Source organism: Candidatus Nanosynbacter sp. HMT-352, from assembly GCF_022819345.1.
Lineage (GTDB): Bacteria > Patescibacteriota > Saccharimonadia > Saccharimonadales > Saccharimonadaceae > Nanosynbacter.
In genome coordinates this window covers 146,288-170,811 of the sequence record NZ_CP089288.1, presented here as the reverse complement: position 1 = coordinate 170,811, position 24,524 = coordinate 146,288, and the positions used below count along the sequence as shown (strand labels likewise).

The following is a 24,524-nucleotide window of genomic DNA, read 5'->3' as shown; positions in this document are numbered from 1 at the left end:
CTAGTCGAAGTGAATTACCTCCTGTGATTTTTCGTGTAGGTCAACTTGAGTATCAATGTCTATCTCATTAACAATCCATCCCGCCAAGCGTGCTTTTTGAATAAAATCGTGAATTCTGTTTATGTTGTTAATTTCTTTAAGAGTAACTACAAGTCCAAACTTAATACCATACCCGTCACGTTTTTCTAATCGTTCCTTAGTTTTTATGCTTACGCCCCACATGCCAGATTCATATGCTTTTCGAGCTATTAATTTGGACCCATACTTTTCACGTATATGCTTAGTGTTGTCCCATTTGCGAAATAATTTTCTCGCCTCACCTTCATATACAAAACCGCCAGTAGTTTGAGTATTTTTGTTGATTGTTTTTATACCCCTGTGATTAATCCTTCCTATTGATATATCCAGCTCCGTATTAGTGTAGTCCACACCCTGGTTGATTGAGCACTTGGGGAAGTAACACAAAGTAGCTTTGGCGACAAAAGGGTGAGCCTCTTTATTAACAGGTACTGGTATGTTATATGCATAAGTGTCATACTCCTTAGAGACGTCGTTTATCACAAACTTAATCTCATTATCCTTAGACTTAACGATATCGTCGATTTTTATTGGCACCGATCCATGTCCAATAAGTGGAGCTATACTTTGGTTATTGCCGGTATCTTCCCAGCCTGTAGCCGCATCGACAATTAACGCCTTTGCTACTTCGCGGCTCAATCCTAGTATTTCTATAAGGTATGCTAACTTACGAGTAACCCACGGTGCGGCAAATGATGTGCCAGACAGAAACTTGTAAGTGTCTGCGGATATGCATACATGGATATTATCTCTGTAATCGTTGCCGTCGCCACCATATGCACTAACGTCAGGCTTGTTAAAGAATGAGAGCACACGTCCCCTTCGAGAGTAAGAGGCTGGGTTATTTTCCTTATCTACGGAGTTTACTACTATGGAGTTTATTGAATCTGCAGGTGCTCCAATTAGCATTTCTCTTTTATGCATATCTGGTTTATTAGTTCCGGCGATTACGAATATCACATCGTTATCAAATTGAATTCTATCTAACTCTGCAGCCTCTGGCGAAATAAAGTTGTCATTGATTTCTTGATCAGACCCTAGCGACAGATTCCATACCTTAATATCTCGGTTATTGGCGACAATTTCTCGAATAAGTTTGACTACTGTAAACGAACTAAATTTTCCGCTAACCGCCACGCCAAAATGTCGAACTCTAAAATTTCCACATCCATCATCTAGAGCGGGGTTTAGTCTGTGACCGTCGACAATAATTGACGAAACCGCCGTTCCATGACCGTAGTCTTTTGGCTGCTTTTCTATATCGTTTGACACCATATCTCGATAATCTACCCACTCACTAAAGTAAACGCTTGTGTCAAATAGCGTATCAATGACGCCAATGATCGGTTGATTACTTGGCTTATCTATAGTATCCGCTTGATTAGCATATTGAGAGACCTCCATAGTAGCACTACTGCCGCCGGCTGGGATATTCTCTAAGTTTAACTTGGTTAAATCATTGACGGACATTGCGATAAGGTAGGGAGCTTTGCTCTGGAGCAGCTCTATCTCGTCTGGTTGTAGTAAAAGTGCAGGTGCAGTCTCGTTATTGCCAAGCATCTTTCCTGGATTAATTGTGATGCCAATAGACTGTAATATAGATAAGACGTCATCATCTGTCTTGTAGATTGTAACGATCTGATTATTATCGGCATTTGCTCCACGGTTTGGTACGCTGAAACTCTCAATATAGTATGAATCAACTACTATATTGAGGAAGACTGACTCGCTTAGGCTATAGTCCTCAAATTTTATGCCTTTATTTTTTATGCTGTCTATCTGATCATGTTTTATTATGCCATTAAAAATGGCATCTAGGAGCCGTATACTATTCTCGACCTTTACTATTGTGTCGGTTAGCGCTTCATTGCTAATATAGTGCGTAATGATGTGTTTTGGGTGTTTTACGTCTGTTCTGTCGAAGCACGCACCAACCACAGATTCGTTTGATTTTTTTCCTTTGTTAAAGTAGCCACTAATACGATTACTTTTTGCAATTACATCTATATAGTGTATATCTATCAAGGCGCCAGTGATCAATTTTTCGGTCTGCCAGTAACTGTCTAATTCTTTTAATTCTTTAAGTAACCTTTTCAGATGAATGGATTCCACTGATTTTGCGCCTTTTGGTATGTTTGGGGGTCCTGGGCGACCACTGCTTGGTTTTTGATTAAGGGTGCCGCGAAGCTGTAGAATGCTGTTCATGAGTTATCCTTGTAGTTCTCTTGCAACTTGACTTTTTGATATACTTGTTAATATTTCTATCTCACGTACTGAAAAACCTTGATTTTGAAGCGTCTTGATATCGCTTGGACCCGAGACGGTCTCGTAGAGCTTTTTCAAGTAAGCATATTCATTAGTCGGATCGCTAAACGCGACTGAAGTCTTTATGATATTCTTCAATTCGCCTGGGTAGGGTATTTTATCCATTGTAGATATAATCTTTCTAAATAAACGCATGTTGCGGCCAGCAAACTTAAACTGGATTAAAAGATCGTTTAGTATTGATTCTGCGATATCAAGCAGTTCGTTCTTGTTGTACCTATTAAAATTGATAATGGCGTCAAAACGCCTAGTCAATGCCTTGTCGAATTGAGCGAATAGGTTAGTAGTAGCAATAAGAACAATACTACCATCTAGACCATCCAATCCCTTAAGAACAGACGAAGTGACTCGTCCCATCTCGCGTAAGTCATTAGAATTTATACGGTCTAGAGCAATGGCATCAATTTCATCAAACATGATTATTGCTTTTTCCGGATTTGGTAAAGCTCGTATTTCCTGAAATACCGAAGCTATATTTTTAGACGTCTGCCCAAGTTTGCTGTCAATAACACTATCAAAATCAACAGAGTATAGATCACGGTTGAGAATGCGAGCGATCTGCTTTACTGTCTCTGTCTTGCCAGTGCCTGGGTCACCCTCAAATAAAAACTTATTAAAGCCAGAGTGATGTCTAATGGAGTTGATGACGCCAATGATATCATTCATAATGGAAGTGGGCAGTGGTAATGAATCTCCTGTCAGACTTACTTTATTAAAGAAGGATGATTGGTATTCATTGCTTTGCGGAACAAATGTGTTAGCACCAGATAATAGAGCCATAATATACTCGGCTAATTGGGAATCTCCAGCTTGATCAAATAGCTTAGCAATGATATACGCTTCATTTCGAAAACCTGCATCATTATGCTCTGCGTAGTATTTAATTAGATTGAGTATATTCTTCTTGCGCATTTGTTCCCTCATATTATTAGAATATCATCTCTGGGACACAAATACAATATTTTGGGACACATCATCCCATTGCTTTATTTGCGTGGATGCTATATTATAGTGGTAATCGGGGTAGGAACCTCGGGGGTATAAATAGGAAAAGCGCCTATGCGGCGCTTCCTTACACAATAGTTTTCCAACAAATTGTACAGTTCCTATAATACCACACATATTAATAAGTGGTAATTCCGCCACAGGAAGGACGGTTGCTATGACTATCCAAATTAGAGCCATCACGAAGCTCGAAGGCGATGAGCGCTATGAAGCGATCTCACACTATTGGGTGAACAATGACAGAGGTGTATTGATTCCTCTTGAGCGTAACTGGTTTATTGACTGGCTTGACGCTAACGGAACTTACGCTTTTGTATCGGAAGATGGTGATGAAGCGCGTTGTGATGTGAAATACAATGGACATATTCGTTTTTTGCAGACACGCGCAGACGCCTCGCAGGCGAATAATCTACTAAACTTACCTCGTAAGCGAGTATAGACAAGTAGGGGGCAATATTCGTTAAAAACATTTCGGTAAATCCGGGATGTTTTTATGGTGGTGTAAGATTGTATCTATCCCCGCCGCAAAATATCCAACATGCCAAACTTCCCAGTCAGCACAGCTTGGCTAATTATGTGCGGCGTGAGGGCGGCGATGAGTTCTTTGGGTTTGGTGTTGTCTGGTAAATCTAATGTCGTGTCCAGCGCGTACACGTAAAATTGATAACGGTGTGTGCCAAATGGCGGTTGCGGTCCGTTCCAGCCAGGACGACCCCAACTGGTAATCCCCTCGACGGCATGTGTGGGTAGTGACTCGCCAGTTATTTCAGTGGTTTTGCTCGGTAAATTCCAAATCTTACGATGGCAGAATCCATCGCGCCCAGGCGCGTCAGGGTCGTGGTAGACGATCGTCAGGCTTTTGGCGCCTGTTGACACGTCGCTGATCTCGAGCGGCGGGCGTTGGTTGTCGCCAAGCTTGGAGTAAATTTTTGGTATGTTAGCGTTTTCGGTGAACGTAGGGCTCGTGATTTTCATACTAAATTTTAGTATAGTGATATTTTTGTAGCCTTTGGTACGTGCAGTTCAAAATCAATATTAGTTTTCTGGACAATTTCATAATAAGGCGGAATTGATGGGTTTTTCGGAAGTTCAATTATTTTTCCGTCGTTAAATAATTGTCCTTGTCTGTAGACATTATGAATAAACGGTACATTTGGTTTTATTTTTCTCAAGCGATATAACGCTGATTCATGCCGTGTTTCGCCATCTGTAACAACTTTGGGCTGCGTATGCCATTGTCCCATAATACATAATGTTGGTAGAGAGCCGTCAATTCCGAGGATATTTTTAGCTAGCTGCTCTTCTCGTTCTTGCGGGCTTGGTGGTATGATGGCATCCTCATCTAAATTGTCAAAAAATGTATCAATAAAAACGAGCTCTTTAAGTTGATTTTGCTGCAGAAGAATTGCTATCGTTTTTATCATCTCAAGAGATAGAACGCTTAAGTTAAAAAGGTCTTCATCAACTAAGGAAAAATCATAAGAATTGATCTTTACTGAATTGATGAAGTTGGATGCGGCGGGGCTGGCTTCAATAGCTAATCTCTTTACGCCAAGTTTCTTAACCAGAGTATAGATGACGTCGGAATTTTCTTTAATGCCGTGGATTTCGCCATAAACAATTAGGTTTGACTTTTGTAGGGCGGGCTGCAGGAGCTCGAGGCACTTTATGTCTAATTGTTTTGGCAAGAATGTTTTGATAATATCGTGATTATTCATAGGTGCTAATTGATAGTTTACTTCATAAGACCGTAAATATATAGGGTTGCGTTGTTAATAAATTTGTCGGTATTTGGCGAACTATTTATAATTAAGTCATGAATATCGCAGACCAACTCCTCACTAAATACCCAATTATTTCTGACCAAGTCGACATTAAAGAGCTTGGTGCGCTTTTAAGAGAGTTGGAAAAAACTTTACGCCGTGGCGCCACTGGAAACATCGTGGAGTTTGGTTGTTATGTCGGCACAACTAGTTTGTTTATTCGCCGACTATTGGACGCTTATAATTTTACGGGCGAATTTCACGTTTACGATTCGTTTGCGGGATTGCCAGAAAAAACCCAGAAGGATAATAGCGCCGCGGGTGATCAATTTAAGGCTGGCGAGTTATTAGCGCCGCGTAAGACATTTGTCCAGAATTTTAAGAAAGCAGGATTGAAGTCGCCGATTATTCACAAAGGCTGGTTTTCTGATTTTACTTCTGATGATGCGCCGGAAAATATTATGTTTGCGTTTTTTGATGGCGATTTTTACGAATCAATTGTCGATTCTTTTCGGGTTTGTGAAAGTAAATTTAACGAAGACGCAATAATTATTGTTGATGATTACGCAAATGAAGCTCTGCCGGGTGCCGCAAAAGCCACTGATGAATGGCTAAAAGTTAACCGACAATTCACGGTCAGGACTGAAGCCAGTCTGGCGATTATCTCCTCTTGCCCAAAAACATAAACGTGTTACAATTAAAACATCACTAATATAAACAGGGGAGGGTTGTGATGGACGAACCAATTCACATCACGTCTGAAATAGGAAAACTTAAGACCGTTCTATTGCATCGGCCAGGTGAAGAGCTGGAGAATTTGACGCCAGACTATCTGACCGATCTTTTATTTGACGATATTCCATATCTGAAAGTGGCGCAGGCTGAACACGATGCTTTTGCGGAAGCATTGAGAAGTCGTGGAATCGAAGTTTTGTATCTGGATCAATTGGTCGCTGAGGCGATTAACACAGATCAACTGCGTGAACAATTTGTCGATGAAATGTTGGCTGCTTCTAAGCAGGATTCACGCCGTGTTACTCAAACATTGCGCCAATTCTTGTTGGACTTGCCAACTCACGCTATGATCCGCAAGATTATGGCTGGTGTTCGCAAGGATGAAATTACTTTGCCTCCAGATCAGCATCAGCAACTTCATAATATGATCGAGAAAAATCGTTATCCGTTCTATCTCGATCCAATGCCAAACCTATACTTTACACGCGACCCAGCTGCCGCAATTGGTAACGGTTTGACAATCAACAAGATGCACTGGACGGCTCGTCGTCGTGAATCGCTATTTATGCGCTACATCATCGACCACCATCCACGCTTTGCTAATCGTGCGCCAGTTTGGTACAACCGCACAGAGAAATTCTCAATGGAAGGCGGCGACGAATTAATATTAAGCGATAAGGTTATGGCAATTGGTGTTTCAGAGCGAACAACTGCTGAGGCAATTGAAAAGATGGCAACCAAATTGTTTGCTGGCTCGAAATTCGAGAAAGTCATCGCTATGGAAATTCCAAAATCTCACGCCTTTATGCACCTAGACACCGTGTTTACGATGATTGATCGTGATAAGTTTACGATTCATCCAGAAATCCGCGACCATGGCGGCAGGATGAATTGTTTCATTTTGGAGAAGGTTGAAGGTCAGCCATTCCCACGAATTACACACGAAACAGATTTGGAGCATGTCTTGAGAGTTGCGCTAGGCTTGCCAAGTGTTACGTTGATTGAATGTGGCGGTGGCGATCCGATTGCTGCTGCTCGTGAACAGTGGAATGACGGTTCAAACACTTTGGCGATTGCGCCGGGTGTTGTGGTGACTTATGATCGCAACTACGTAACTAACCAGAAATTGCGCGAAAACGGTATTGAAGTTATTGAAATTAGTGGTGCTGAGCTTGGACGCGGTCGTGGCGGTCCACGCTGTATGAGTATGCCGCTAGTACGAGAGGATGTATTCTAATGGCTCAGAGTTTGAAAGGACGATCGCTATTAACTTTGAGCGATTATACCGCTGAAGAGATTCGCTTGCTGTTAGATACAGCTCGTGAATATCGTCGATTGAAATATGCCGGCATTCCGCACCGAATTCATGAGGGTAAAAACGTGGCATTGCTATTCGAAAAGGCTTCAACGCGAACGCGCTGCGCATTTACGGTAGCTGCTAATGACCTTGGAGTTGCGCCAGAATACCTCGGTAAAGATGATATTCAATTGGGTAAGAAAGAGACGGTTGAAGATACCGCTAAGGTTTTGGGCCGAATGTTTGACGGAATTGAGTTCCGTGGTTTTGATCACGCGACCGTTGAGGAATTGGCGCGTCACGCTGGCGTTCCAGTATGGAATGGATTGACCGATAAGTTCCACCCAACGCAGATTTTGGCTGACTTCATGACGATTGAAGAACATGTCGGAAAATTGAAGGGAACTAAGCTGGTGTTTGTTGGCGATGGTCGTAACAATATGGCGAACTCGCTGATGATTGGCTCAGCTATTATGGGACTTGATTTCCGCATTTTGGCACCTCGTGAATTGCATCCAGATCAGGCTTTGGTCGATAAGGCAAATCATTTTGCCAGGTCAAGCCACGCACGCATTACTATCACTGATAATTTCGAAGAAGCTTTGCGCGGTGCTGATGTAATTTACACGGACGTTTGGGTTTCAATGGGCGAAGAAGACAAGTTTGCTGAACGCATTAACCAATTGCGACATTTCCAAGTTAATCGCCAGATGATTAACCTGACAGGAAATCCTGAGGTCAAGTTTATGCACTGCTTGCCAGCATTCCACGACGCATTAACGATTACTGGAAAGAAAATTCAGGAAGATTTCGGTTTAGATTCAATGGAAGTGACGGATGAGGTGTTCCGCTCGCCACATTCGATAGTTTTTGATCAAGCGGAAAATCGTATGCATACAATCAAGGCTGTGATGGCTTTGACATTGTAGTTGTTGTCGTAATAAGGAGGTTAAGGAGGCTCCGAGGCAATGGTAGAAAAAATTAAAAAAGCAAAGCAGAAGCTTCGATCACCGTCGGCGTTTACTATTTTGTTTGTCGTGATCATCGTTATGGCGGCATTGACGTGGGTTGTTCCTTCTGGACTATATAAGACGAACGAAGATGGCGATCGTATAGCTAATTCGTATCACGTAGTCGACAAAGATCGAACCGTCACGGAAGAAAAAGACGGTAAAAAGGAAGAGGTCAAAAAACACGATCAGCAAGGTTTGTGGGACGTCTTCACTGCACCTATTAAAGGTATGTCAGACAAGCTTGATGTCATCGTCTTCGTGATGGTGCTTGGTGGATTCTTAGGCGTCACTATGAAAACTGGTGCGCTTGACGCTTCTCTTGGCGCACTGCTTCGAAAGATGAAGGGTAAGGAAAAGTGGCTCATCCCGATTCTGATGATTTTATTCGCTATCGGTGGTACTACTTACGGTATGCAGGAAGAAACTGTGGCGTTTTACGCACTAGTTATACCGATGATGATTGCTGCTGGCTATAACGCCATGACTGGTGTGATGGTGATTGTGTTGGGTGCTGGTACTGGTGTGCTTGGTTCAACAATCAACCCATTCTCTACTGGTGTTGCGGCAAAAACCGCAGATGTGAAATTGGGTAGCGTTATTCCAATAATGTCTATCATCTTAGCACTTTGTTTGATTGCCGCGATTATCTTTACTATGCGTTATGCTGCAAAAGTGAAGGCCGGCAAGTACAAGGAAGACGTTCGCTACAAGCCAGCTACGGCTGCTCTCGACATGACAAACGTACCAAAATTTACTGGTCCACGAAAAGTTGTTATGTCTGTGTTTGCTATTACATTTGTGCTAATGATTCTTTCCTTGATTCCATGGGGAAGTTGGAATATCACATTCTTCGCCGATATGTTTGAATGGGCTGCAGGTTTGCCAGTTATTGGCGCGGTACTTGGTGTAGTCCACAGTGCAGCATTTGGTGATTGGTATTTCAACGAAATCACTGCGCTATTCCTAATTTCAACAATTGTCATAACCGCAATTTACTACAAAGAATTTAAGAAAGAGGGTGTTTTCCCAGTTGATACATTTATCGACGGTGTGAAAGATATCTTGCCAGTTGCTTTGATTATTGCAGTGGCAACAGGTGTTTCTGTAGTGATGACTAACGGTGAAATTCAGGACACGATCATCAGCTGGGGTGAGTCCCTTCTGAAAGATGCTGGTGGCGGTGTTGTTGGTGTGTTGGCATATTTATTCTACTTGCCAATGTCGTTTATCGTTCCGTCATCATCAGGTTTGGCGGCAGCAACTATGCCAGTTATTGCGCCAATTGCTGACTTGGTTGGCTCAAGCAAAGAAGTTATGGTTGCCGCATTTGCGACAGCGTCTGGCTTGATCAACATGATGGCTCCAACTATCGCATCGTTGATGGGTGGATTGGCGCTGGCTGGCGTTTCATATCGCGACTGGCTAAAACGCTCAGCTCCAATTATGGCGATATTTGCTATTATCAGCATTACAGTTATTGCAATTTTCGGAGCACTGTAGCCTATGGATAAGAAGCGTACTATTGTAGTAGCGCTCGGTGGTAACGCCCTGCAACGGCAGGGCGAAGCCGCGTCTGAGCAGCAGCAACGAGTAGCCGATGAAACCGTTCGGCAGCTTTTACCGTTAATCCAGGCTGGTCATAACGTAGCAATCGTTCATGGTAATGGTCCTCAGGTTGGTAATATTGTGTTGCACGAAGAGGCGATTAATACGCCAGATGTGCCAAGTTTGCCCCTGGAAGATTCTGGCGCTATGAGCCAGGGGTTGATTGGCTTTTGGCTGCAACAAGCTTTTCATGACGCCTTTATGGTTAATCAAATGAACAATCGCGCTGTTAGCGTTATAACTCAAACGATTGTTAGCTTAAGCGATCCAGCATTCCAAAATCCAACCAAGCCAATTGGTCCGTTCTATTCGGAAGACGAGGCGAAAACCGTCGCTAGCGAACGCGGCTACACGGTAAAAGAAGACGCTGGCCGTGGTTGGCGACGCGTCGTTCCTTCGCCAAAACCTCAGACGATTGTTGAGGCTGATGTGATTAAGGCGTTGGTTCATGCTGGTGTGACGGTCGTTTCAACTGGCGGCGGCGGCATTCCTGTTTTACAAGACGAAACTGGTCAATTAAAAGGCGTCGCTGCGGTTATTGATAAGGACTTCGGCGCAGCAAAATTGGCAGATCTTTTGGACGCTGATACCTTGTTGATTTTGACTTCGGTTGATGCTGCTAAAATTAATTTTGGCAAACCAGATGAGCAATCTCTCGGGGAAGTTTCAATAGAAGAGCTTCAAAAGTATATTGACGATGGGCAATTTGCGGCAGGTTCAATGTTGCCAAAAACTCAGGCTGCCTTGTCGTTCCTAGACGGAAAGTCGGGGCGTACGGCGATTATTACTTCGCTGGATAAAACCGCTGAAGCCATTAGCGGCTCGGCAGGCACGATAGTCAAATCGTAATAAAAATCAAGAAGTTCCTGTGAATGGCGCAGGAGCTTCTTGTGTTTATGTATGTTTTATTTTATAATATGAAATTATGTTGCAATATCTTCGTTCGACAAATAGTGATTCAATAATTAGCCCGCAAGAAAATTTGCAGTCTGGTTCGTGGGTGCGCTGCGAAAGACCGAGCGACGAAGAGGTTTCGCAATTGTTGACGCTGGGCTTGGATGAGGATTTGATAAGTGACGCGCTTGACCCGCACGAGGTGCCGCGTATTGAGTTTGATGATGAGTGGACTTATTTGATTGCGCGATTGCCAGACACTGACGACGATTTTAATGATTTTACTACGCCGATTTTATTCTGCATTAATAAAGATCATATCGTGACGTTGTCCAGAGATAGTTTGGGGCGTTTGTGGCAGCCATTTATTGATAAGATGCGAATTAGAACGGATCGACAAGTTGAGCTTTTGGTGGCGATGGTTGAGGCGATTTCAATGCAATATCAGCGGCGTGTGGCAACGATTAACCGTCAGATGCGAGCGGCTACGGACAGTATTCATACGCTGAGAGTTAATGACATTGCCACTCTGGCGGAGTATGAGCGCAAATTGAATGATTATCTTGACGCGCTAATTCCGATGAACTGGGCGATTGAAAGACTTCTGGCGACTCAGAAGTTGCGACTGAAAGCTGATGATAAGGAAGATGTTGAGGATATTTCGATTGATTTGGAGCAGGTGATTGCGCGTTGTAAAAGTTTGTTGAGGACGATTACTAATGTGCGCGACAGCTATAGGGCGGTGATGGATACGCGCCTTAACGAAACGATTCGCCTGCTAACAGTAATTACCGTAGCTTTGACTATTCCGACGATGATCGCTGGTTTATATGGTATGAACGTGCCGGTTCCAGGTGCCGATAATCCATTGATGTTTTGGGGAATTACCGTAGTTAGTGTGGTCCTAGCTATTGTTGTGGGCTATTATTTCCTGCGCAGCCGATAAAGTTTAATTGCAATTCGATAGATTGCTAATATTGCTTGTGTATATTATAATTTTCTCATGATGGTGGGCTATTTTGAACGCAGATCGTTGACTGAAAAGTTGACGCAAGCTCAACGAATGCATAAAAACGGTTGGATTAATTTGACCGGGAGTCTTGATGCTACTCGAGTTTCAAAGGCGTTGTCGCTGTCTGCTAATATTGTTCGTGACGTACTGGATATCCACGAATTACCTCGAGCGGAGTTTTCTGATGGTGTTGAGTATATTTTTACGCGCATGCCGTTCGGTCAAACTGATTCTGGCAAAACGGCACCGTTTTTAATTGCAATTAGCGGCGGTCATTATATTACAATATCGCCTCATGTTAAATTTTCACCTCTGGAGGTTAGCGATTATTTATTTAGCACCACCGAGCGTCCAGCGGGAGTTTTTGCTGCGAATTTGGCGTATATTATTTCTCAATATGAACAGCGTGTACACCTGTTAACAGAACAAATTAGCGATGCTCGTCGGCGACTAAGTCGTCATGAAGTTGAGAATTCGGATTTTATTAAATTTGTCGCAATTGAAGACACTCTCAATGAATATCGAAGCAGTTTGGAAGGGATGTCCCGTGTTATTACACAACTGATGGAAAATCGCCGCCATCTATTTAAGACCAGAGGTCTGGAAGCCTTGGAGGATGTTGACCTACATATCAGGCAGGTTCTAGTGGCAATTAGTTCCAGCACGCACACAATTTCCAGTATTCAAAACGCTTATTCGACGGTTGCTAATAATACGCTGAATCAACGTATGAAGGCATTGACCGCCATAACAATTCTTCTGGCTATTCCAAACGTTTTTTACGGAATGTATGGAATGAATATCGCGTTACCATTTCAGGGCGAGCCTTGGGCGTACCCGGTTATCACCAGTTTTACAGTGTTGTTGATTTTACTTGTTATGTTTGTTGCTAAGCGACTCCGCTTATTCTAATATAGATGTAATAAGCATTTTCAAAATGTTTTTGCTTGACGTGCCAATGAACGTTTGGTAACATTGTTAGCATGTCTCGCGCCGAAGCATTAAATTGCTGATATTAAGTGATAAAGGTCGAAGCGCGTGGGGCTGCACATAATAATAAGGAGTGCAAAACACATGCCAATAGCAATCAAATTTGTGCCATCAAGGCGCAAAAAGATCGCGGTGGATGTGGTGCCTGCCGAATGGCAAACATACATAGCACAATAATAAAAAGTAGTGCAGTCGCTCCAACGATAGAATAGGGACGACTATAAACAAATCCCGCTCCAAGGCACCGGAGCGGGATTTTGGTTTGTGTGAAAATGCGTTAATCTTTTACTTCAACGCCAGCTTTTTTCAAGGCTTCCTTGACTGATGATTCGATTGAGCCAGAGCTGTCCATCTCAGTGTTTTTTCCATTTATGTAGAAAGTTGGTGTTGCGGCAACGCCGTGTTTGCGACCGAGAGCCATATCGAAGTCGATTTTATTTTTAACCCTGTTGCTGGCAATATCGGTTTTATATTGATCGATATTAAGCTTCAATTGTTCAGCATAAGATTTGAAAATGCTGTCGCGTTCTGTAGTGTTGGCGTTTTTCCAAGCGTCCTGATTTGCATATAGAAGCTCATTCATTTCCCAGAATTTACCCTGTAAACCAGCGGCTTCAGCTACGGCAGCGGCAGCTCGTGCGTTAGGGTGTGAGCTGGCAATTGGGAAATTGCGGAAAATTAATCGAACGTGATCTTTATATTTTTTAGCTAGCGCTTCGGCTTTTGGTGCAGCGGCACCACAGCCAGGGCATTGATAGTCGGCGTATTCGATAATTGTTACTTTGGCGTCTTTGCTACCAATTTCATGATCCGCGATATTGCCATTTCTTGATTCTGCGCTGATAGCCGTGTTTAGCTGATCGTTATTGATATCGCTAATATTTAGTCGATTTTGCGTCGAAATATAAATCATTCCACCAACAATTGCCACTACAATAATTGCGAAAATTATCCAGCTTTTCTTATTCATTTTACCTCCATTTACTCTAGTAAGTATAGCACGGAATGCGGTACAATAAAACTATGACGATTGTGCTAATTTTTGGATATTTGGTTACTTTGGCGGTTTTGCTGATAGTGCTGGGAGTTCAGCCGAAGACATCTTCGCATAGCCAATTTGAGTTGCGGCGGAGAAGTGGATTGGGTGATGAAAAGGCTAAAATTCTTTTGCGACAAAGAGAATTTTTACGAGATATTATTTCACTGCAGCGCGCCGTGGCTTCTTTATGTTTGGTAATTTTAAGTGTTATTAGCGTTTATTTGTTCAATTGGGCGGCTGGACTCATTTTGTCAATCATAATAGCCCTAGAAATCGGAGCTGTCGCGCGAATCGGCTTGTGGCAGAAATACTCACAGCAACTTTATGAAAAATACGAACCGCTAATTTTAACGACAATTGAGCGACATCAAGTAATTTTGTCGCTAATTCGTTCGGTGTCGCCAGTGGTTGGTGATAGTCGGGTGATTGAATCGAAAGAAGAATTGCTGGAAATGGTGGCTCAATCCAGCGGAGCGATTTCATCTTCTGAGAAAAAGCTTATTACTAACGGGCTGAAGTTCAATGATATGAAGGTCGAGGAAATTATGACGCCGCGAAGCATGATTGAATCGGTACCTATGAATGAACTTCTCGGGCCGCTAGTGCTTGATGATCTTCATAAAAAGGGATATAGCAGATTTCCTGTCATTGACGGCGACATTGACCATGTTGTTGGAATGTTGAGGATTCAAGATCTGTTAACGATTGATCGCAAAGCAAAATCTCATCGTGCGGAAACAGTCATGAGTAAAGACGTCTATTATATTCGCGAAAATCAAACTCTACAGCACGCCTTGGCTGCATTTTTGAAAACGCAGCATCACTTGTTTATTGTTGTAAATGAGTTTCGAGAAACAGTTGGTCTGCTGAGCTTAGAAGACGTAATTGAAGCGCTATTAGGTCAGAAAATTATTGACGAATATGATGTTTATGGAGATATTCGTAAGGCCGCCACGGCTAATCCGCAGAAAAATAATTTGCCCACAAAAACTCGACGAGATGTTTAATTCTGGGAATTTGCCCATATTATGCTATAATAACAGATATGAAAAATAGAATTTTGGCGGTAGAAACTTCTAAAAAAGTTGGTGAAAATATTACAGTTGCGGGATGGGTTCATTCCAGGCGTGATCATGGCGGATTGATTTTTATTGATTTGCGCGACCATACGGGTTTGGTTCAGTTAGTTATTAACCCTGATAAAAAAGATGCTTTTTCTTTGGCGGAAAGCTTACGAGATGAGTTTGTGGTTCGTGCTTGTGGCGTGGTTGCGGAGCGTGGCGAAGGTCTGAAAAATCCGAATATTGCCAGTGGCGATGTGGAAATTGTTGTGGACAATTTGGAGATTTTGAACCGAGCCGAAACTTTGCCAATTCAGCCATTTGCTGAGGATAATCAAGCTGGCGAAGAACTAAGATTCAAGTATCGTTATCTTGATTTGCGTCGTCCAAAAATGCAAAACATGCTTAAAAAACGCGCCGAAATGTATCGTCGAATCCATGAATATATGGACGGTCGAGATTTTATTGAAATTCAAACGCCAATTTTGGCGAATTCAAGCCCTGAGGGTGCGCGTGATTTTCTGATTCCAAGTCGCTTGCAGGAAGGGAAGTTTTACGCTTTGCCGCAAGCTCCGCAGCAGTTTAAGCAGCTGCTGATGGTTGGCGGTGTGCCGCGTTATTATCAGTTGGCGGCTTGTTTCCGCGACGAAGACCCAAGGGCTGATCGCTTGTATGGCGAGTTTTATCAGCTTGATTTAGAAATGAGTTTTGCTGAAAATGGTGAAGAAGTTCGCACTGAAGTTGAGCCTTTGATGAAGCAACTGGCGACTGATTTTGCTGGTAAAAAATTGTTGGATTTGAGCGATTTGGCGGTTGGTGATGGCAATTCAATTCCGCGAATTTCATATCGCGACGCCATGGAAACTTACGGTTCTGATAAGCCGGATTTGCGGTTTGGTATGGAATTGATAGAACTAACGGACGTGTTCTCGGAGACTGAGTTTGGCGTATTTAAAAATGCTGAATGCATTAAGGCTATTTGCGTAAAAAATGGCGCAAGTCTGAGTCGCAAGCAAATTGACAATTTCACCAACATCGCTAAAAGTGAAGGCGCTGGCGGTTTGGCGTACATCACATATCAAGACGGTGAAGCAAAATCTCCAATTGCGAAATTCTTGAGCGAGAAGGAATTAGCTGATATCCAGCAGAAAACTGGTGCGGTTGATGGCGATGCAGTGTTCTTTGGTGCTGATTCTCGCTCGGTTGTTAACGCGGTATTGGGGCGCTTGCGTAATGAATTTGCCTCGCACTTTAATCTTAAAGACCCGTCGGTCGTGGCGTTTGCTTGGATTGTTGATTTTCCGTTTTATGAATGGGATGACCGAAGTAAAAAACTTGACTTTGGGCATAATCCGTTCAGTATGCCAAAGGGTGGTTTGCAAGCTCTGGAATCTGCTGAAACTGACGCCGAAAAATTATCCATTGTCGCTGACCAATTTGACATGGTGATGAACGGCTATGAGATTTGCTCTGGCGGCGTTCGCAACCATAATCCAGCGGTGCTTTATAAAGTGTTTGGGTTACTGGGCTTTAGTGAAGCTTACGTTGAAGAAAAGTTTGGTGCTATGCTTGGTGCTTTCAAATACGGCGCTCCGCCTCACGCAGGATGTGCTTTTGGTGTTGATCGTATTTTGATGGAATTGACCGATGAGCAAAACGTCCGTGAGACTCTGGCGTTTCCAAAGAATGGCTCTGGCGTGGATGTGATGATGAATTCACCATCGGTTGTCGATCCCGCTCAGCTACGCGAATTGGGTTTGTGAGATTTAGCATTGAGTTCACGGGAGATACTTGTAGGGTGATGGATAATATTATTCTTCACATTCCTCATGCCTCGCTGCATCTACCGACCGATTTTTGGCGTGATATTACGGTAGATAAAGAGATTATCGAGAGGGAATTGCGTTTCATTGCTGATTATAAAGTTGATGAGCTTGTTAAAAATATAGATAGCCATAAAATTATAGCTAAATATTCGCGACTATATTGTGATGTTGAGAGGTTTCGTGATGACGAAGCTGAGTCGATGGCTAAGCTGGGTATGGGGGCGACTTATACACGTTTATCTGACGGTACGCAATATCGCAAAATAGGATCATCTCGTCGGGAGGAAATTTTGGGCAAATCATACGACTTACATCACAAACAACTAAACGCATTGAGTAGGAAAATTGTTGATCAATATGGCTCGTGTGTGATTATTGATATTCATAGTTATAGTGATGAATTGGTGCGAAGATTGTTTGGCTGGACGGATAATTTACCAGATATTTGCCTTGGCTATGATGAAAAATGGCTCAGCAAAGACAATGCATCAAAATTAAAAACATATATTGAAAAAATGGGATATAGTTGTGAGTTAAATTATCCGTATTCTGGGGCGCTGGTTCCGATGGAATTTTATCACGATGAAAATCCGAAGATACATTCGGTGATGTTGGAAATTAATAGGCGCGTTTATTTGAATGGTGATACGGTAAGCGAAAAGGCTGTGTGTAATATAGATAAAATAATAAATTTTATCGCAAAAAACCTAAATCCTAATCCCCAGCCATGCCGCCAAAATGTCGCCCGCAAAGTAGGCTAGTCCCGCCGCAATTGCCCCAAGAAGTAACGTGATGCCTGCAGACTGCCAAGGTGATTGTTTGCTGACTTTACCTTTGATAAAGCCGATTGCTAAGAACGTTGCCGCAGTTAGCGCTGAGCTAACATAGAATAATACCGTGTTTGGCGCTTTTAAGTTTGCAATTACGTCAATCAAATATGGCAATACTGGTACGCTACCGATCACCACGAAAGCTAAGAATGTTACTGCGCCTATGATCTTTGGGGATGAGCGTTTTTGGGTGTCGCGCACAGATTCTTCGTGTTCGGCGCTGGCTGCCAAATATGCACTAGAACCCATTGAGAATCCGTCGGCTATTAAATTAGCAATTCCTAATATAAGAATGACCGAACTGGATATTCCAGCTCCAGCTGAAGCCGCCACGACTGCAAATGTTGTTACTGTGCCGTCGACCGCGCCATAAACAAATTCCGGTATATATCGTTTGAAAAAATCTCGCATAACCATACCAGTTTATCATATTATTAACGATTAGCAGACACCTCTATTGACAATTTAATAAGCTTATGCTATAGTGAAATAGTTAGATTATCTAATACAAACAATTTAACAAGCATGCTAAAATAAACATAACAAATATAAACTTTTGCAGAAAGGTAAAGCGTGGAAGATATCCAAACAGCCATCGTTTTATTATCAATCATCGTAGGATTGTTGTCGGTTATTATCGTAACGCTACTGGCAGTGGTCATCGCCTTGTTGGTAAGACTTAATACGGTCATGAAAAGCGTTAGTAAAATTACAACTAACGTAGCTAGTGCAACCGAATGGTTGTCGCCAACAAAAGTTTTTAGTGAAATATCAGGTTTATTTCGTAAAAAATAATTAAAAAAGGAGTAAATATATGAAAAAAGTTTTAGCAATTATCGGAGCGGTAGCAGCAGGTTTTACAGCTGGAATTTTAACTGCACCAAAGAGTGGCAAGGAAACAAGGAAAGACTTGAAGGATAAGGCTGTAAAATTGAAAGCCGACACTGAAAAGGTAGCTTGCAAAGCGACTGCCGCAGCAAAAGACAGTTTAAGCTCGTTAAAAGCTGGTTCTCAGAAAGTTGGAGATGCTGTAGCAGAAACCGCAAAAGACGTTAAGGGTAACGTCGAAAAACGTTTCAAGTAATATTTGACTCTATTCAAGAAGACGTGAGATAATATAAGTGATGAAAAAAGTTACTTTCTATCTCGCGTCTTTTTTGATTACTTCTAGTTTGTTAGTGACGCCACGGGCAGTTGAGGCTCAGTCTGTCGATGCTGCGGCTGATTCTGAGATTATAAAAACGCTTAATCGAAACTGTAGTTCTGTAAGAGTTGCTATTAAAAATATCCACACCAATGACGCTCTAACTAGGGTTAACGTTGGACAAAGATATAATTCTATTTCTACCAAACTTATGGCCAGGCTGAACGGTCGATTGGCAATCAATAAGCTGGACAGCTCAAAGTTAGTGAACATTACTAATGAATTCGAGTCGACGAGACTTAAGTTTAATAGCAATTACAACGATTACGATACTGCGATGACCGATCTTCAGCGCGCAAATTGCTCTAATAATGTGGCGGACTATTATCAAAAATTGACCGTCGCTCGCGAGGCTCGTAATAAACTTTCTGAGGACGTGAAGATATTGGATGAATTGTTAGTGAGATATAAAGAAGAAGTGCAAGTTATTAAAAATTCGCTGTCTGGAGGTTCTAATGAATAGGGCTAAGGAATTATTTCGTAGCTATAAATTTGCTACATTTATTGGGCTGACTATTGCGGTTTCGATTTTACTAGTATCGATTGCGATGTTTATGTATTACAAGACTGACGCTTATCGATTGGATTTGAGTCGCCCAGAATACGCTTCTCGCCGCAAGCAAATTAGCAAGGATGCGAATGAAAAAAGTCACGAATTTGACGCGCAAGGCACAGTAAATAAGGATACATTGAAGGAATTTTTGGGAATTTATGATAAAGAAGTAGAGAGCGTTAATAAAATCAAAGCGTTTTCTAATGATGTGTTGAGCGATAAAGAATTGGGTTTGTCTAATAATTAATCTTTATCTTCTGGTTATTGAGGTTGGAGTTGGTAGAGTCGCCAGAAGAACTCCTTCGCGATCAAAGTTTTGTAGTAATCGATGTCGCATTTCAGAGGTAACAGACCACTGATCGGATGGCTGAGTTTTTCCGGCAATGATCAATTCTGTTCCTCGTCCAGTAATATCGCCAACGGAAACGAATTTAGGCGGATCGATAATTTTCTTTTGCCAAGCCTTTTCTTTAGCCAATTCTTGACCAGTAGCGTTAATGATGTCTGTAACTGCAGAAATGTCAGAACTTGGGTCGATATAAATGCTGAAGCGCGACATACTATAGCCCATAGTTTTATTGATAATATGCTGAATCGTGCCATTCGGAACATAATGAACATTGCCCTCAGAATCTCGTATAACAGTAGTGCGAGTGCCGACTCTCTCGACGGTTCCAGCGGCTCCCATTACGTCAACAACATCGCCAACACGATATTGATTTTCGGCGATGATGAAAATACCAGACAAGAAGTCCTTAACGAGCGATTGAGCGCCAAATCCTAATGCCACACCGATTATGCCAGCACTAGCGAATAGCGGCGATAAATCAAATAGAAATAGTTTATTGGCGACAATTGCGGCGACATAGAAAATTATTATGATTTGCCAGAAACTTCGGGTTAATTGGATGAGAGTTTTTTCGCGCTTTTCTATGTCTTTACGGTGCCAGGAACGATGTTTAGCGGTGGAGCGTATAGAATAATGGATAGTCCAAGATAATAAATATTTCCCCAGAAAATAAACAAAAACAGAGCCGATAATAATGCTGACTGTGTCGATAATGCGCTCACTAATTAACCAGCCAATGTTATTGCCATGCAGCCATTGACCTAACGTAGAAGAATCTAAGAACTGTTTTATAAGCTTATCCATTATTGATTTAGTATAATAGAAAATATGAGTTTTGTCGATCCGAATCAATTTATTATCACCAGAAAACGAAAGAAGTATAAATTCGCTTTATTCCACAATTCACCTCTATGCTTTGAATTTGACGAGTGGATGAAGCGGGAAGTGAATTGTCTGGAAATCGGTGCTGGAACTGGACTATTCAGCGTGGAGCTTGCATTGCGTCATCCTGAAAAGACCTTTTTAGCAATCGACGTAAAAGGTGATCGATTACAAAAGGGTGCGAAAATTGCTGAAGAAAAAGGGCTGGAGAATGTGTTTTTTGTTCGGGCGCGGGCTGATCAAATAGACCAATTAGTAGAGCAGAATTCTTTGGAGCAAATTTGGGTAACATTTCCTGATCCGTTCCCGAGGAAGCATAGCGCTGGGCGCCGCTTGACTCATCCTAATTTTTTGAAGAAGTATTCTTCATTGCTAAAATCGGACGGATCTTTATTAATTAAACACGACGATCACATTTTTTTCTGCTGGAGCTTGGAGCAATTGGTGGCAGAAAAATGGCAAATTAAAGAGTTGAGTTTTGATCTTCATGAATCAGCGCTAAATGACGAATATAAAATAATGACGACTTACGAGCAAAGGTGGATTGGCGAAGGAAAAACTATTAATTTCGTAAGAACTACCCGCTAATAAATGAAAGGAATATTATGCAATTTAACGACTACTCAACTAAAGCAATTTCTACCTTAACAGATAAAGATTCTCATAAATATGGTGATGTTGACGCGAGATTGATGGCACAGATATTGGGATTAAGTGGTGAATCTGGTGAAGTGATGGAGAAGTTTAAGAAAATTTTACGTGATAAAAATGGCGATATCTCGGAGAATGATCGCGACGCAATAATAAAAGAGCTCGGTGACGTGCTTTGGTATGTCAATTCTATAGCGCATTTGCTTGGTTGTAGTTTAGAGGAAGTGGCTCGCAGAAATAATGATAAACTGCTCAGCCGTCAGAGTCGGGGGAAGATTCACGGCAGCGGCGATGATCGATGATCGCTAATTTTTAGCTAATTGCTCGCGAATCCATCCGTCGATTGTACCAGCGCCCATACACAGGACGAGCTTGCCAGAGTTCCTTGCTGCGGTTATTTCTTGCCATAAATTATCGTCTAATTCGGCAAAATGAACTTTTTCTTTGTCGATATTTTTGGCAAGTTGTTGTGGCGTCAAGGTTGGCAAATCTGGATTCTCCCTCGTTAAGTAAGTCGGCAGCCAGTAAATTTCATTGGCATCATGGAAAATATTGTCAGTGTATCGGTCTATTATTTCGTGCTGGCGAACATTTTGGTGTGGCTGATAAACCAGAACTACATCGTTTGACAACTCCTTAGCCATCTGTAATGTTGCTTGAATTTCAACTGGGTGATGTCCATAGTCAGAGTATAGATTTTCGGCGAGCTTTTCAAAACGTCGTCCTGAGCCGGGGAAAGAGTTTATTGCTTGGTATATTTCTGACTCCTCCGCGTCCACTCCCATATGCCTCAAAGCTTCGATCACCAAAGTAGCGTTCTTTCGGTTGTGCTCGCCGGGCAGAGTGATGTTTTTGTTGGAGTCGTACAAGATTGTTAGATTTTTCTCATCAAATATGGCGGAATTTTCTTGCCACGCGATAACTTTTTTAGATTTTTCACCGAATTCACGGAAGGCGTCTAAGTAAGATTCTTTTGTTGGATATGTGTCTGGATGGTCGTAATCAACAGATGCGATAAGGCTGATTTCTGGAGAAAAATGCAAAAAGTTGCGGTCAAATTCATCACACTCGTATACGAAAAATTGGCTATTTTTATCAAATGTTCCGCTCGGTCCAAAGCTTAAAGTCGAACCTACTGAATAACTGACAGGAATTTGCAATTGCTCCATTGTCCAGACTAGCAGGCTTGTTGTTGTGGTTTTTCCGTGGGTGCCAGCGACCGCGATAAGTTTCAGGTTTTTATCGGCGATTATTTGCGCCAGCAATTCGTCGCGCTTGCTGGTTTTTATGCCTAATTTTCGCGCCAAGACTAATTCTGGGTGATTTTCTGGTAAAGCAGCGGTGTAAATAAACCAATCAAACGGTGATTTATCGTGCTCTGATTGCAAGAACGCGCCAGATTGGTCAAAAGAAATAGGAATTCCGGCTGATTCTAATTCGTTTGTGATAAGACTTGGTGATCTGTCGGAGCCGCAAACGTCATATCCAGCCTCTAAGGCAATTCTACTCAGCGGTCCGATACCAACGCCGCCGATTCCTGAAAAATAAATTCGCATACAAATATTATACCACCGCAGTGGCAGTAATATTCACGCCATTGGGATAATTTGCTATACTAAAATCATAGAGAAGGTGGTGGGATGGCTATAGACAAGAAGAAAACCAAATTCAGAATTAAGCGACTCAGTCAGATTAAGACTTGGCAGTTGGTTATTTTATTGATTATGTCTGGTTTTATTTCGGCAACTTTTTTGAGGTTGAATAATGTTGGTATGGTCGAGCGACGAGAATCTGTGGAGCATGCAGATAAGGCTGGAGATATAGTCAATCTTCAGCAGCGACTATACGATTTGCAGCGTTATGTATCTACGCATATGAACGCAGATCCAGGGAAGATTGCACTGGATCATACGTATAAACAAATGTATGACCGGAAGCTGAAAGAGTTCGAGGAGGAGATAAAAAATCAGTCTAACAATGATACTGTGTCGAAGGTTAGGGCTGTTTGTGATACTAGGGCGCAGCAGGGCGGTTACGGCCGATTTACGACACAGGCGGATCCGAGGTATATCAATTGTATTAACGAGGAGTGGGCGAAATATCCTGCCGCGAAAGCCACTAACCTGCAGTTTGAAGCGCCTTCAACCGAGCCGTATTATCACACTTTCGTCTCGCCGATATGGTCAGCTGATTATGCGGGGTGGTCTTTGCTGGTGACGATATTTATTGCCATGATTATCGTAATGAGGTTGGTTGTTCTGGGGATGTTAAAGTTGATGATTAGACGACGAAATAAGCTTTTTTAGCTTGACAGGGGTGATATAGAGATAGTAATCTATATAGGTATATCATTAATAGGAGGTATATAACCAAATGGCTTATAAACATACCAACTCAAAGGGCATCACATATTACTTGCACAAGACTGACGTAACTTTGCGCGGCGGCAAGACTCAAACTATTTACTTCTTCGCTAAGGTTGAGAAGAATGAAAAGGGTACACCATGTGATCTACCAGAAGATCGTATTGTGAAAGAAAACCCACGCAACGGCTTTTTGACAATTTCTAAGAAAAAATAGTCCTTTGCTTGCACCATAAGCGCGTTTGGTGATATAGTATAACCAAACAAACAGGTGCCATAACTCCTCTGTAAAAAGCAGGGGAGTTTTTTGTGGGGTTGATTATTTGTGGATATTGTGGTATAACAGTTACTATATGAAGTCGAAGACGGTTGAAGTGTTGGAGCTTGCTAGGCCAAACAGAGCGGGCGTTATTGATGTTGTTGATTCGGACGGTAATGTTGTGCCGTTGGATTATTTAGGCGAAGATTTTGTTCCTGATGCAAATAGTTATAGTGATGAAGATTTTACGAAGAGAAATAGAATTATAGTTGAGATGTGTGATCTTTTCGGCAGGATTCGTCGTCGTGCTGGCTTTGCCGAACGTCATAGAGGTCGTGGCGACTATGATCGAGCTCGTCGCATAGAAAGAAACAGGGGTAGTGATATTTCTGAAGTTGGCAGGCTTGCTATAAATGCTTGTGAAGCATGTCCACTTAAGCTTGATTGTGAACTGTATGGTAAATTAGGAGGGGCTGTCCTAAGTGATGTTTTGGATTATAAAAAAGTTCGCACAGCCACATCTCTGACTAAAGCAGGCAAGAAACGTTCAGGTTGGAATAAGGGCTGCATAGATAATAATGCGTAAAGAAAAAGCCCCCTTCTGAATGAAGAGGGATTTTTCTTGGTGGCCCAAGTGCATCTACATTGGAACCATATCTGTAGCGAGATTCTGAGCTGGAGACGCTTAATAGAGGCGACCACCCCTTCAATAAAGATACCCAACCACCATTAAAGTATATCGTAACAGAATGTGTTAATATCAATAAATTATCCTCTTGACTACTTTTAC

At 42.2% G+C, this 24,524-nt stretch carries 28 protein-coding genes; 20 read left to right on the top strand and 8 right to left on the bottom strand.

Annotated elements, in window-relative coordinates; genetic code table 11:
• Together LRM46_RS00970 and LRM46_RS00965 are read right to left on the bottom strand one after the other, a co-directional pair.
• Positions 1 to 2,283: a S8 family peptidase gene (locus LRM46_RS00970; protein ID WP_243813213.1), complete on the bottom strand. Its 2,283-nt coding sequence runs from the start codon at positions 2,281 to 2,283 to the stop codon at positions 1 to 3.
• A gap of 3 nt (positions 2,284 to 2,286) precedes the next feature.
• Positions 2,287 to 3,315 (bottom strand): AAA family ATPase, encoded by a 1,029-nt coding sequence (locus LRM46_RS00965; RefSeq protein WP_445083018.1) that lies wholly within the window; start codon positions 3,313 to 3,315, stop codon positions 2,287 to 2,289.
• Between the two features lie 250 nt (positions 3,316 to 3,565).
• Between LRM46_RS00965 and LRM46_RS00960 the strand changes: the two genes are divergently transcribed.
• Positions 3,566 to 3,847 (top strand): DUF3892 domain-containing protein, encoded by a 282-nt coding sequence (locus LRM46_RS00960; RefSeq protein ID WP_243813211.1) that lies wholly within the window; start codon positions 3,566 to 3,568, stop codon positions 3,845 to 3,847.
• A gap of 74 nt (positions 3,848 to 3,921) precedes the next feature.
• Here the strand turns inward: LRM46_RS00960 and LRM46_RS00955 are convergent, their stop codons facing one another.
• Together LRM46_RS00955 and LRM46_RS00950 are read right to left on the bottom strand one after the other, a co-directional pair.
• Entirely contained in the window at positions 3,922 to 4,383 is a 462-nt protein-coding gene (locus LRM46_RS00955; RefSeq protein ID WP_243813210.1) for a YbhB/YbcL family Raf kinase inhibitor-like protein, read from the bottom strand.
• Positions 4,384 to 4,391: 8 nt separating this feature from the next.
• Positions 4,392 to 5,126 (bottom strand): hypothetical protein, encoded by a 735-nt coding sequence (locus tag LRM46_RS00950; RefSeq protein WP_243813209.1) that lies wholly within the window; start codon positions 5,124 to 5,126, stop codon positions 4,392 to 4,394.
• 98 nt (positions 5,127 to 5,224) lie between these two features.
• Between LRM46_RS00950 and LRM46_RS00945 the strand changes: the two genes are divergently transcribed.
• The 7 genes from LRM46_RS00945 to LRM46_RS00915 all read left to right on the top strand — a co-directional run bounded on the left by LRM46_RS00945 (position 5,225) and on the right by LRM46_RS00915 (position 12,639).
• Positions 5,225 to 5,857, top strand: coding sequence for a TylF/MycF/NovP-related O-methyltransferase (locus LRM46_RS00945; RefSeq protein WP_243813208.1), 633 nt, complete (start codon positions 5,225 to 5,227; stop codon positions 5,855 to 5,857).
• Between the two features lie 47 nt (positions 5,858 to 5,904).
• Positions 5,905 to 7,143, top strand: coding sequence for an arginine deiminase (gene arcA, locus LRM46_RS00940; RefSeq protein ID WP_243809783.1), 1,239 nt, complete (start codon positions 5,905 to 5,907; stop codon positions 7,141 to 7,143).
• Positions 7,143 to 8,132: an ornithine carbamoyltransferase gene (gene argF, locus LRM46_RS00935; protein WP_243809784.1), complete on the top strand. Its 990-nt coding sequence runs from the start codon at positions 7,143 to 7,145 to the stop codon at positions 8,130 to 8,132. Before arcA ends, argF begins: the two co-directional genes overlap by 1 nt.
• 39 nt (positions 8,133 to 8,171) lie before the next feature.
• Positions 8,172 to 9,716, top strand: a complete 1,545-nt coding sequence (locus tag LRM46_RS00930; protein ID WP_243813207.1) for a YfcC family protein — start codon at positions 8,172 to 8,174, stop codon at positions 9,714 to 9,716.
• Between the two features lie 3 nt (positions 9,717 to 9,719).
• Entirely contained in the window at positions 9,720 to 10,670 is a 951-nt protein-coding gene (gene arcC / locus LRM46_RS00925) for a carbamate kinase (protein ID WP_129637190.1), read from the top strand.
• Between the two features lie 76 nt (positions 10,671 to 10,746).
• Positions 10,747 to 11,661, top strand: coding sequence for a magnesium transporter CorA family protein (locus tag LRM46_RS00920; protein ID WP_243813206.1), 915 nt, complete (start codon positions 10,747 to 10,749; stop codon positions 11,659 to 11,661).
• 57 nt (positions 11,662 to 11,718) lie between these two features.
• The gene (locus LRM46_RS00915; RefSeq protein ID WP_243813205.1) at positions 11,719 to 12,639 is read left to right on the top strand and encodes a CorA family divalent cation transporter; all 921 of its coding nucleotides are present in this window, start codon (positions 11,719 to 11,721) and stop codon (positions 12,637 to 12,639) included.
• 355 nt (positions 12,640 to 12,994) lie between these two features.
• On the opposite strand, the gene LRM46_RS00910 is transcribed toward LRM46_RS00915, so the two are convergent.
• Positions 12,995 to 13,687, bottom strand: coding sequence for a DsbA family protein (locus LRM46_RS00910; RefSeq protein WP_243813204.1), 693 nt, complete (start codon positions 13,685 to 13,687; stop codon positions 12,995 to 12,997).
• 53 nt (positions 13,688 to 13,740) lie between these two features.
• On the opposite strand from LRM46_RS00910, the gene LRM46_RS00905 reads away from it, so the two are divergent.
• From LRM46_RS00905 to LRM46_RS00895, 3 genes are read left to right on the top strand one after another with little or no spacing between them, the layout of a single operon-like run.
• On the top strand, positions 13,741 to 14,763 hold the full coding sequence (locus LRM46_RS00905; RefSeq protein WP_243813203.1) for a CBS domain-containing protein: 1,023 nt from the start codon (positions 13,741 to 13,743) through the stop codon (positions 14,761 to 14,763).
• A gap of 38 nt (positions 14,764 to 14,801) precedes the next feature.
• Positions 14,802 to 16,580, top strand: a complete 1,779-nt coding sequence (aspS, locus tag LRM46_RS00900) for an aspartate--tRNA ligase (RefSeq protein WP_243813202.1) — start codon at positions 14,802 to 14,804, stop codon at positions 16,578 to 16,580.
• Positions 16,581 to 16,618: 38 nt separating this feature from the next.
• A complete protein-coding gene (locus tag LRM46_RS00895) occupies positions 16,619 to 17,404 on the top strand; it encodes an N-formylglutamate amidohydrolase (RefSeq protein WP_243813201.1) in 786 nt (261 codons plus the stop codon).
• Here the strand turns inward: LRM46_RS00895 and LRM46_RS00890 are convergent.
• Positions 17,351 to 17,890 (bottom strand): VIT1/CCC1 transporter family protein, encoded by a 540-nt coding sequence (locus tag LRM46_RS00890; protein WP_243813200.1) that lies wholly within the window; start codon positions 17,888 to 17,890, stop codon positions 17,351 to 17,353. The two genes, LRM46_RS00895 and LRM46_RS00890, sit on opposite strands and share 54 nt — an antisense overlap.
• Before the next feature lie 156 nt (positions 17,891 to 18,046).
• On the opposite strand from LRM46_RS00890, the gene LRM46_RS00885 reads away from it, so the two are divergent.
• From LRM46_RS00885 to LRM46_RS00870, 4 genes are read left to right on the top strand one after another with little or no spacing between them, the layout of a single operon-like run.
• The gene (locus LRM46_RS00885) at positions 18,047 to 18,268 is read left to right on the top strand and encodes a hypothetical protein (protein ID WP_129636661.1); all 222 of its coding nucleotides are present in this window, start codon (positions 18,047 to 18,049) and stop codon (positions 18,266 to 18,268) included.
• Between the two features lie 19 nt (positions 18,269 to 18,287).
• Positions 18,288 to 18,557 (top strand): YtxH domain-containing protein, encoded by a 270-nt coding sequence (locus LRM46_RS00880; protein WP_129743577.1) that lies wholly within the window; start codon positions 18,288 to 18,290, stop codon positions 18,555 to 18,557.
• A 40-nt stretch (positions 18,558 to 18,597) separates the two neighbouring features.
• Positions 18,598 to 19,140, top strand: coding sequence for a hypothetical protein (locus tag LRM46_RS00875; RefSeq protein WP_243813199.1), 543 nt, complete (start codon positions 18,598 to 18,600; stop codon positions 19,138 to 19,140).
• Positions 19,133 to 19,477 (top strand): hypothetical protein, encoded by a 345-nt coding sequence (locus LRM46_RS00870; RefSeq protein ID WP_243813198.1) that lies wholly within the window; start codon positions 19,133 to 19,135, stop codon positions 19,475 to 19,477. Before LRM46_RS00875 ends, LRM46_RS00870 begins: the two co-directional genes overlap by 8 nt.
• Positions 19,478 to 19,480: 3 nt before the next feature.
• Here LRM46_RS00870 and LRM46_RS00865 read toward each other — a convergent pair whose 3' ends face one another.
• Complete coding sequence (locus LRM46_RS00865; RefSeq protein ID WP_243813197.1) at positions 19,481 to 20,383, bottom strand: mechanosensitive ion channel family protein; 903 nt, start codon at positions 20,381 to 20,383, stop codon at positions 19,481 to 19,483.
• A gap of 24 nt (positions 20,384 to 20,407) precedes the next feature.
• On the opposite strand from LRM46_RS00865, the gene trmB reads away from it, so the two are divergent.
• Positions 20,408 to 21,049 carry a tRNA (guanosine(46)-N7)-methyltransferase TrmB gene (gene trmB / locus LRM46_RS00860; RefSeq protein ID WP_129637321.1) on the top strand — a complete coding sequence of 214 codons (642 nt, stop codon included), beginning with the start codon at positions 20,408 to 20,410 and terminating at the stop codon, positions 21,047 to 21,049.
• Positions 21,050 to 21,066: 17 nt separating this feature from the next.
• A complete protein-coding gene (locus tag LRM46_RS00855; RefSeq protein WP_129637319.1) occupies positions 21,067 to 21,414 on the top strand; it encodes a nucleoside triphosphate pyrophosphohydrolase family protein in 348 nt (115 codons plus the stop codon).
• Between the two features lie 3 nt (positions 21,415 to 21,417).
• Here LRM46_RS00855 and LRM46_RS00850 read toward each other — a convergent pair whose 3' ends face one another.
• Positions 21,418 to 22,668, bottom strand: a complete 1,251-nt coding sequence (locus LRM46_RS00850; protein ID WP_243813196.1) for a UDP-N-acetylmuramate--L-alanine ligase — start codon at positions 22,666 to 22,668, stop codon at positions 21,418 to 21,420.
• An 84-nt stretch (positions 22,669 to 22,752) separates the two neighbouring features.
• Here LRM46_RS00850 and LRM46_RS00845 point away from each other — a divergent pair, with 84 nt between their 5' ends.
• The 3 genes from LRM46_RS00845 to LRM46_RS00835 all read left to right on the top strand — a co-directional run bounded on the left by LRM46_RS00845 (position 22,753) and on the right by LRM46_RS00835 (position 24,320).
• Entirely contained in the window at positions 22,753 to 23,418 is a 666-nt protein-coding gene (locus tag LRM46_RS00845) for a hypothetical protein (RefSeq protein WP_243813195.1), read from the top strand.
• Positions 23,419 to 23,485: 67 nt separating this feature from the next.
• Positions 23,486 to 23,692 carry a hypothetical protein gene (locus LRM46_RS00840; protein ID WP_082001355.1) on the top strand — a complete coding sequence of 69 codons (207 nt, stop codon included), beginning with the start codon at positions 23,486 to 23,488 and terminating at the stop codon, positions 23,690 to 23,692.
• A gap of 136 nt (positions 23,693 to 23,828) precedes the next feature.
• A complete protein-coding gene (locus LRM46_RS00835; protein WP_243813194.1) occupies positions 23,829 to 24,320 on the top strand; it encodes a hypothetical protein in 492 nt (163 codons plus the stop codon).
• Positions 24,321 to 24,524: the final 204 nt, after the last annotated feature.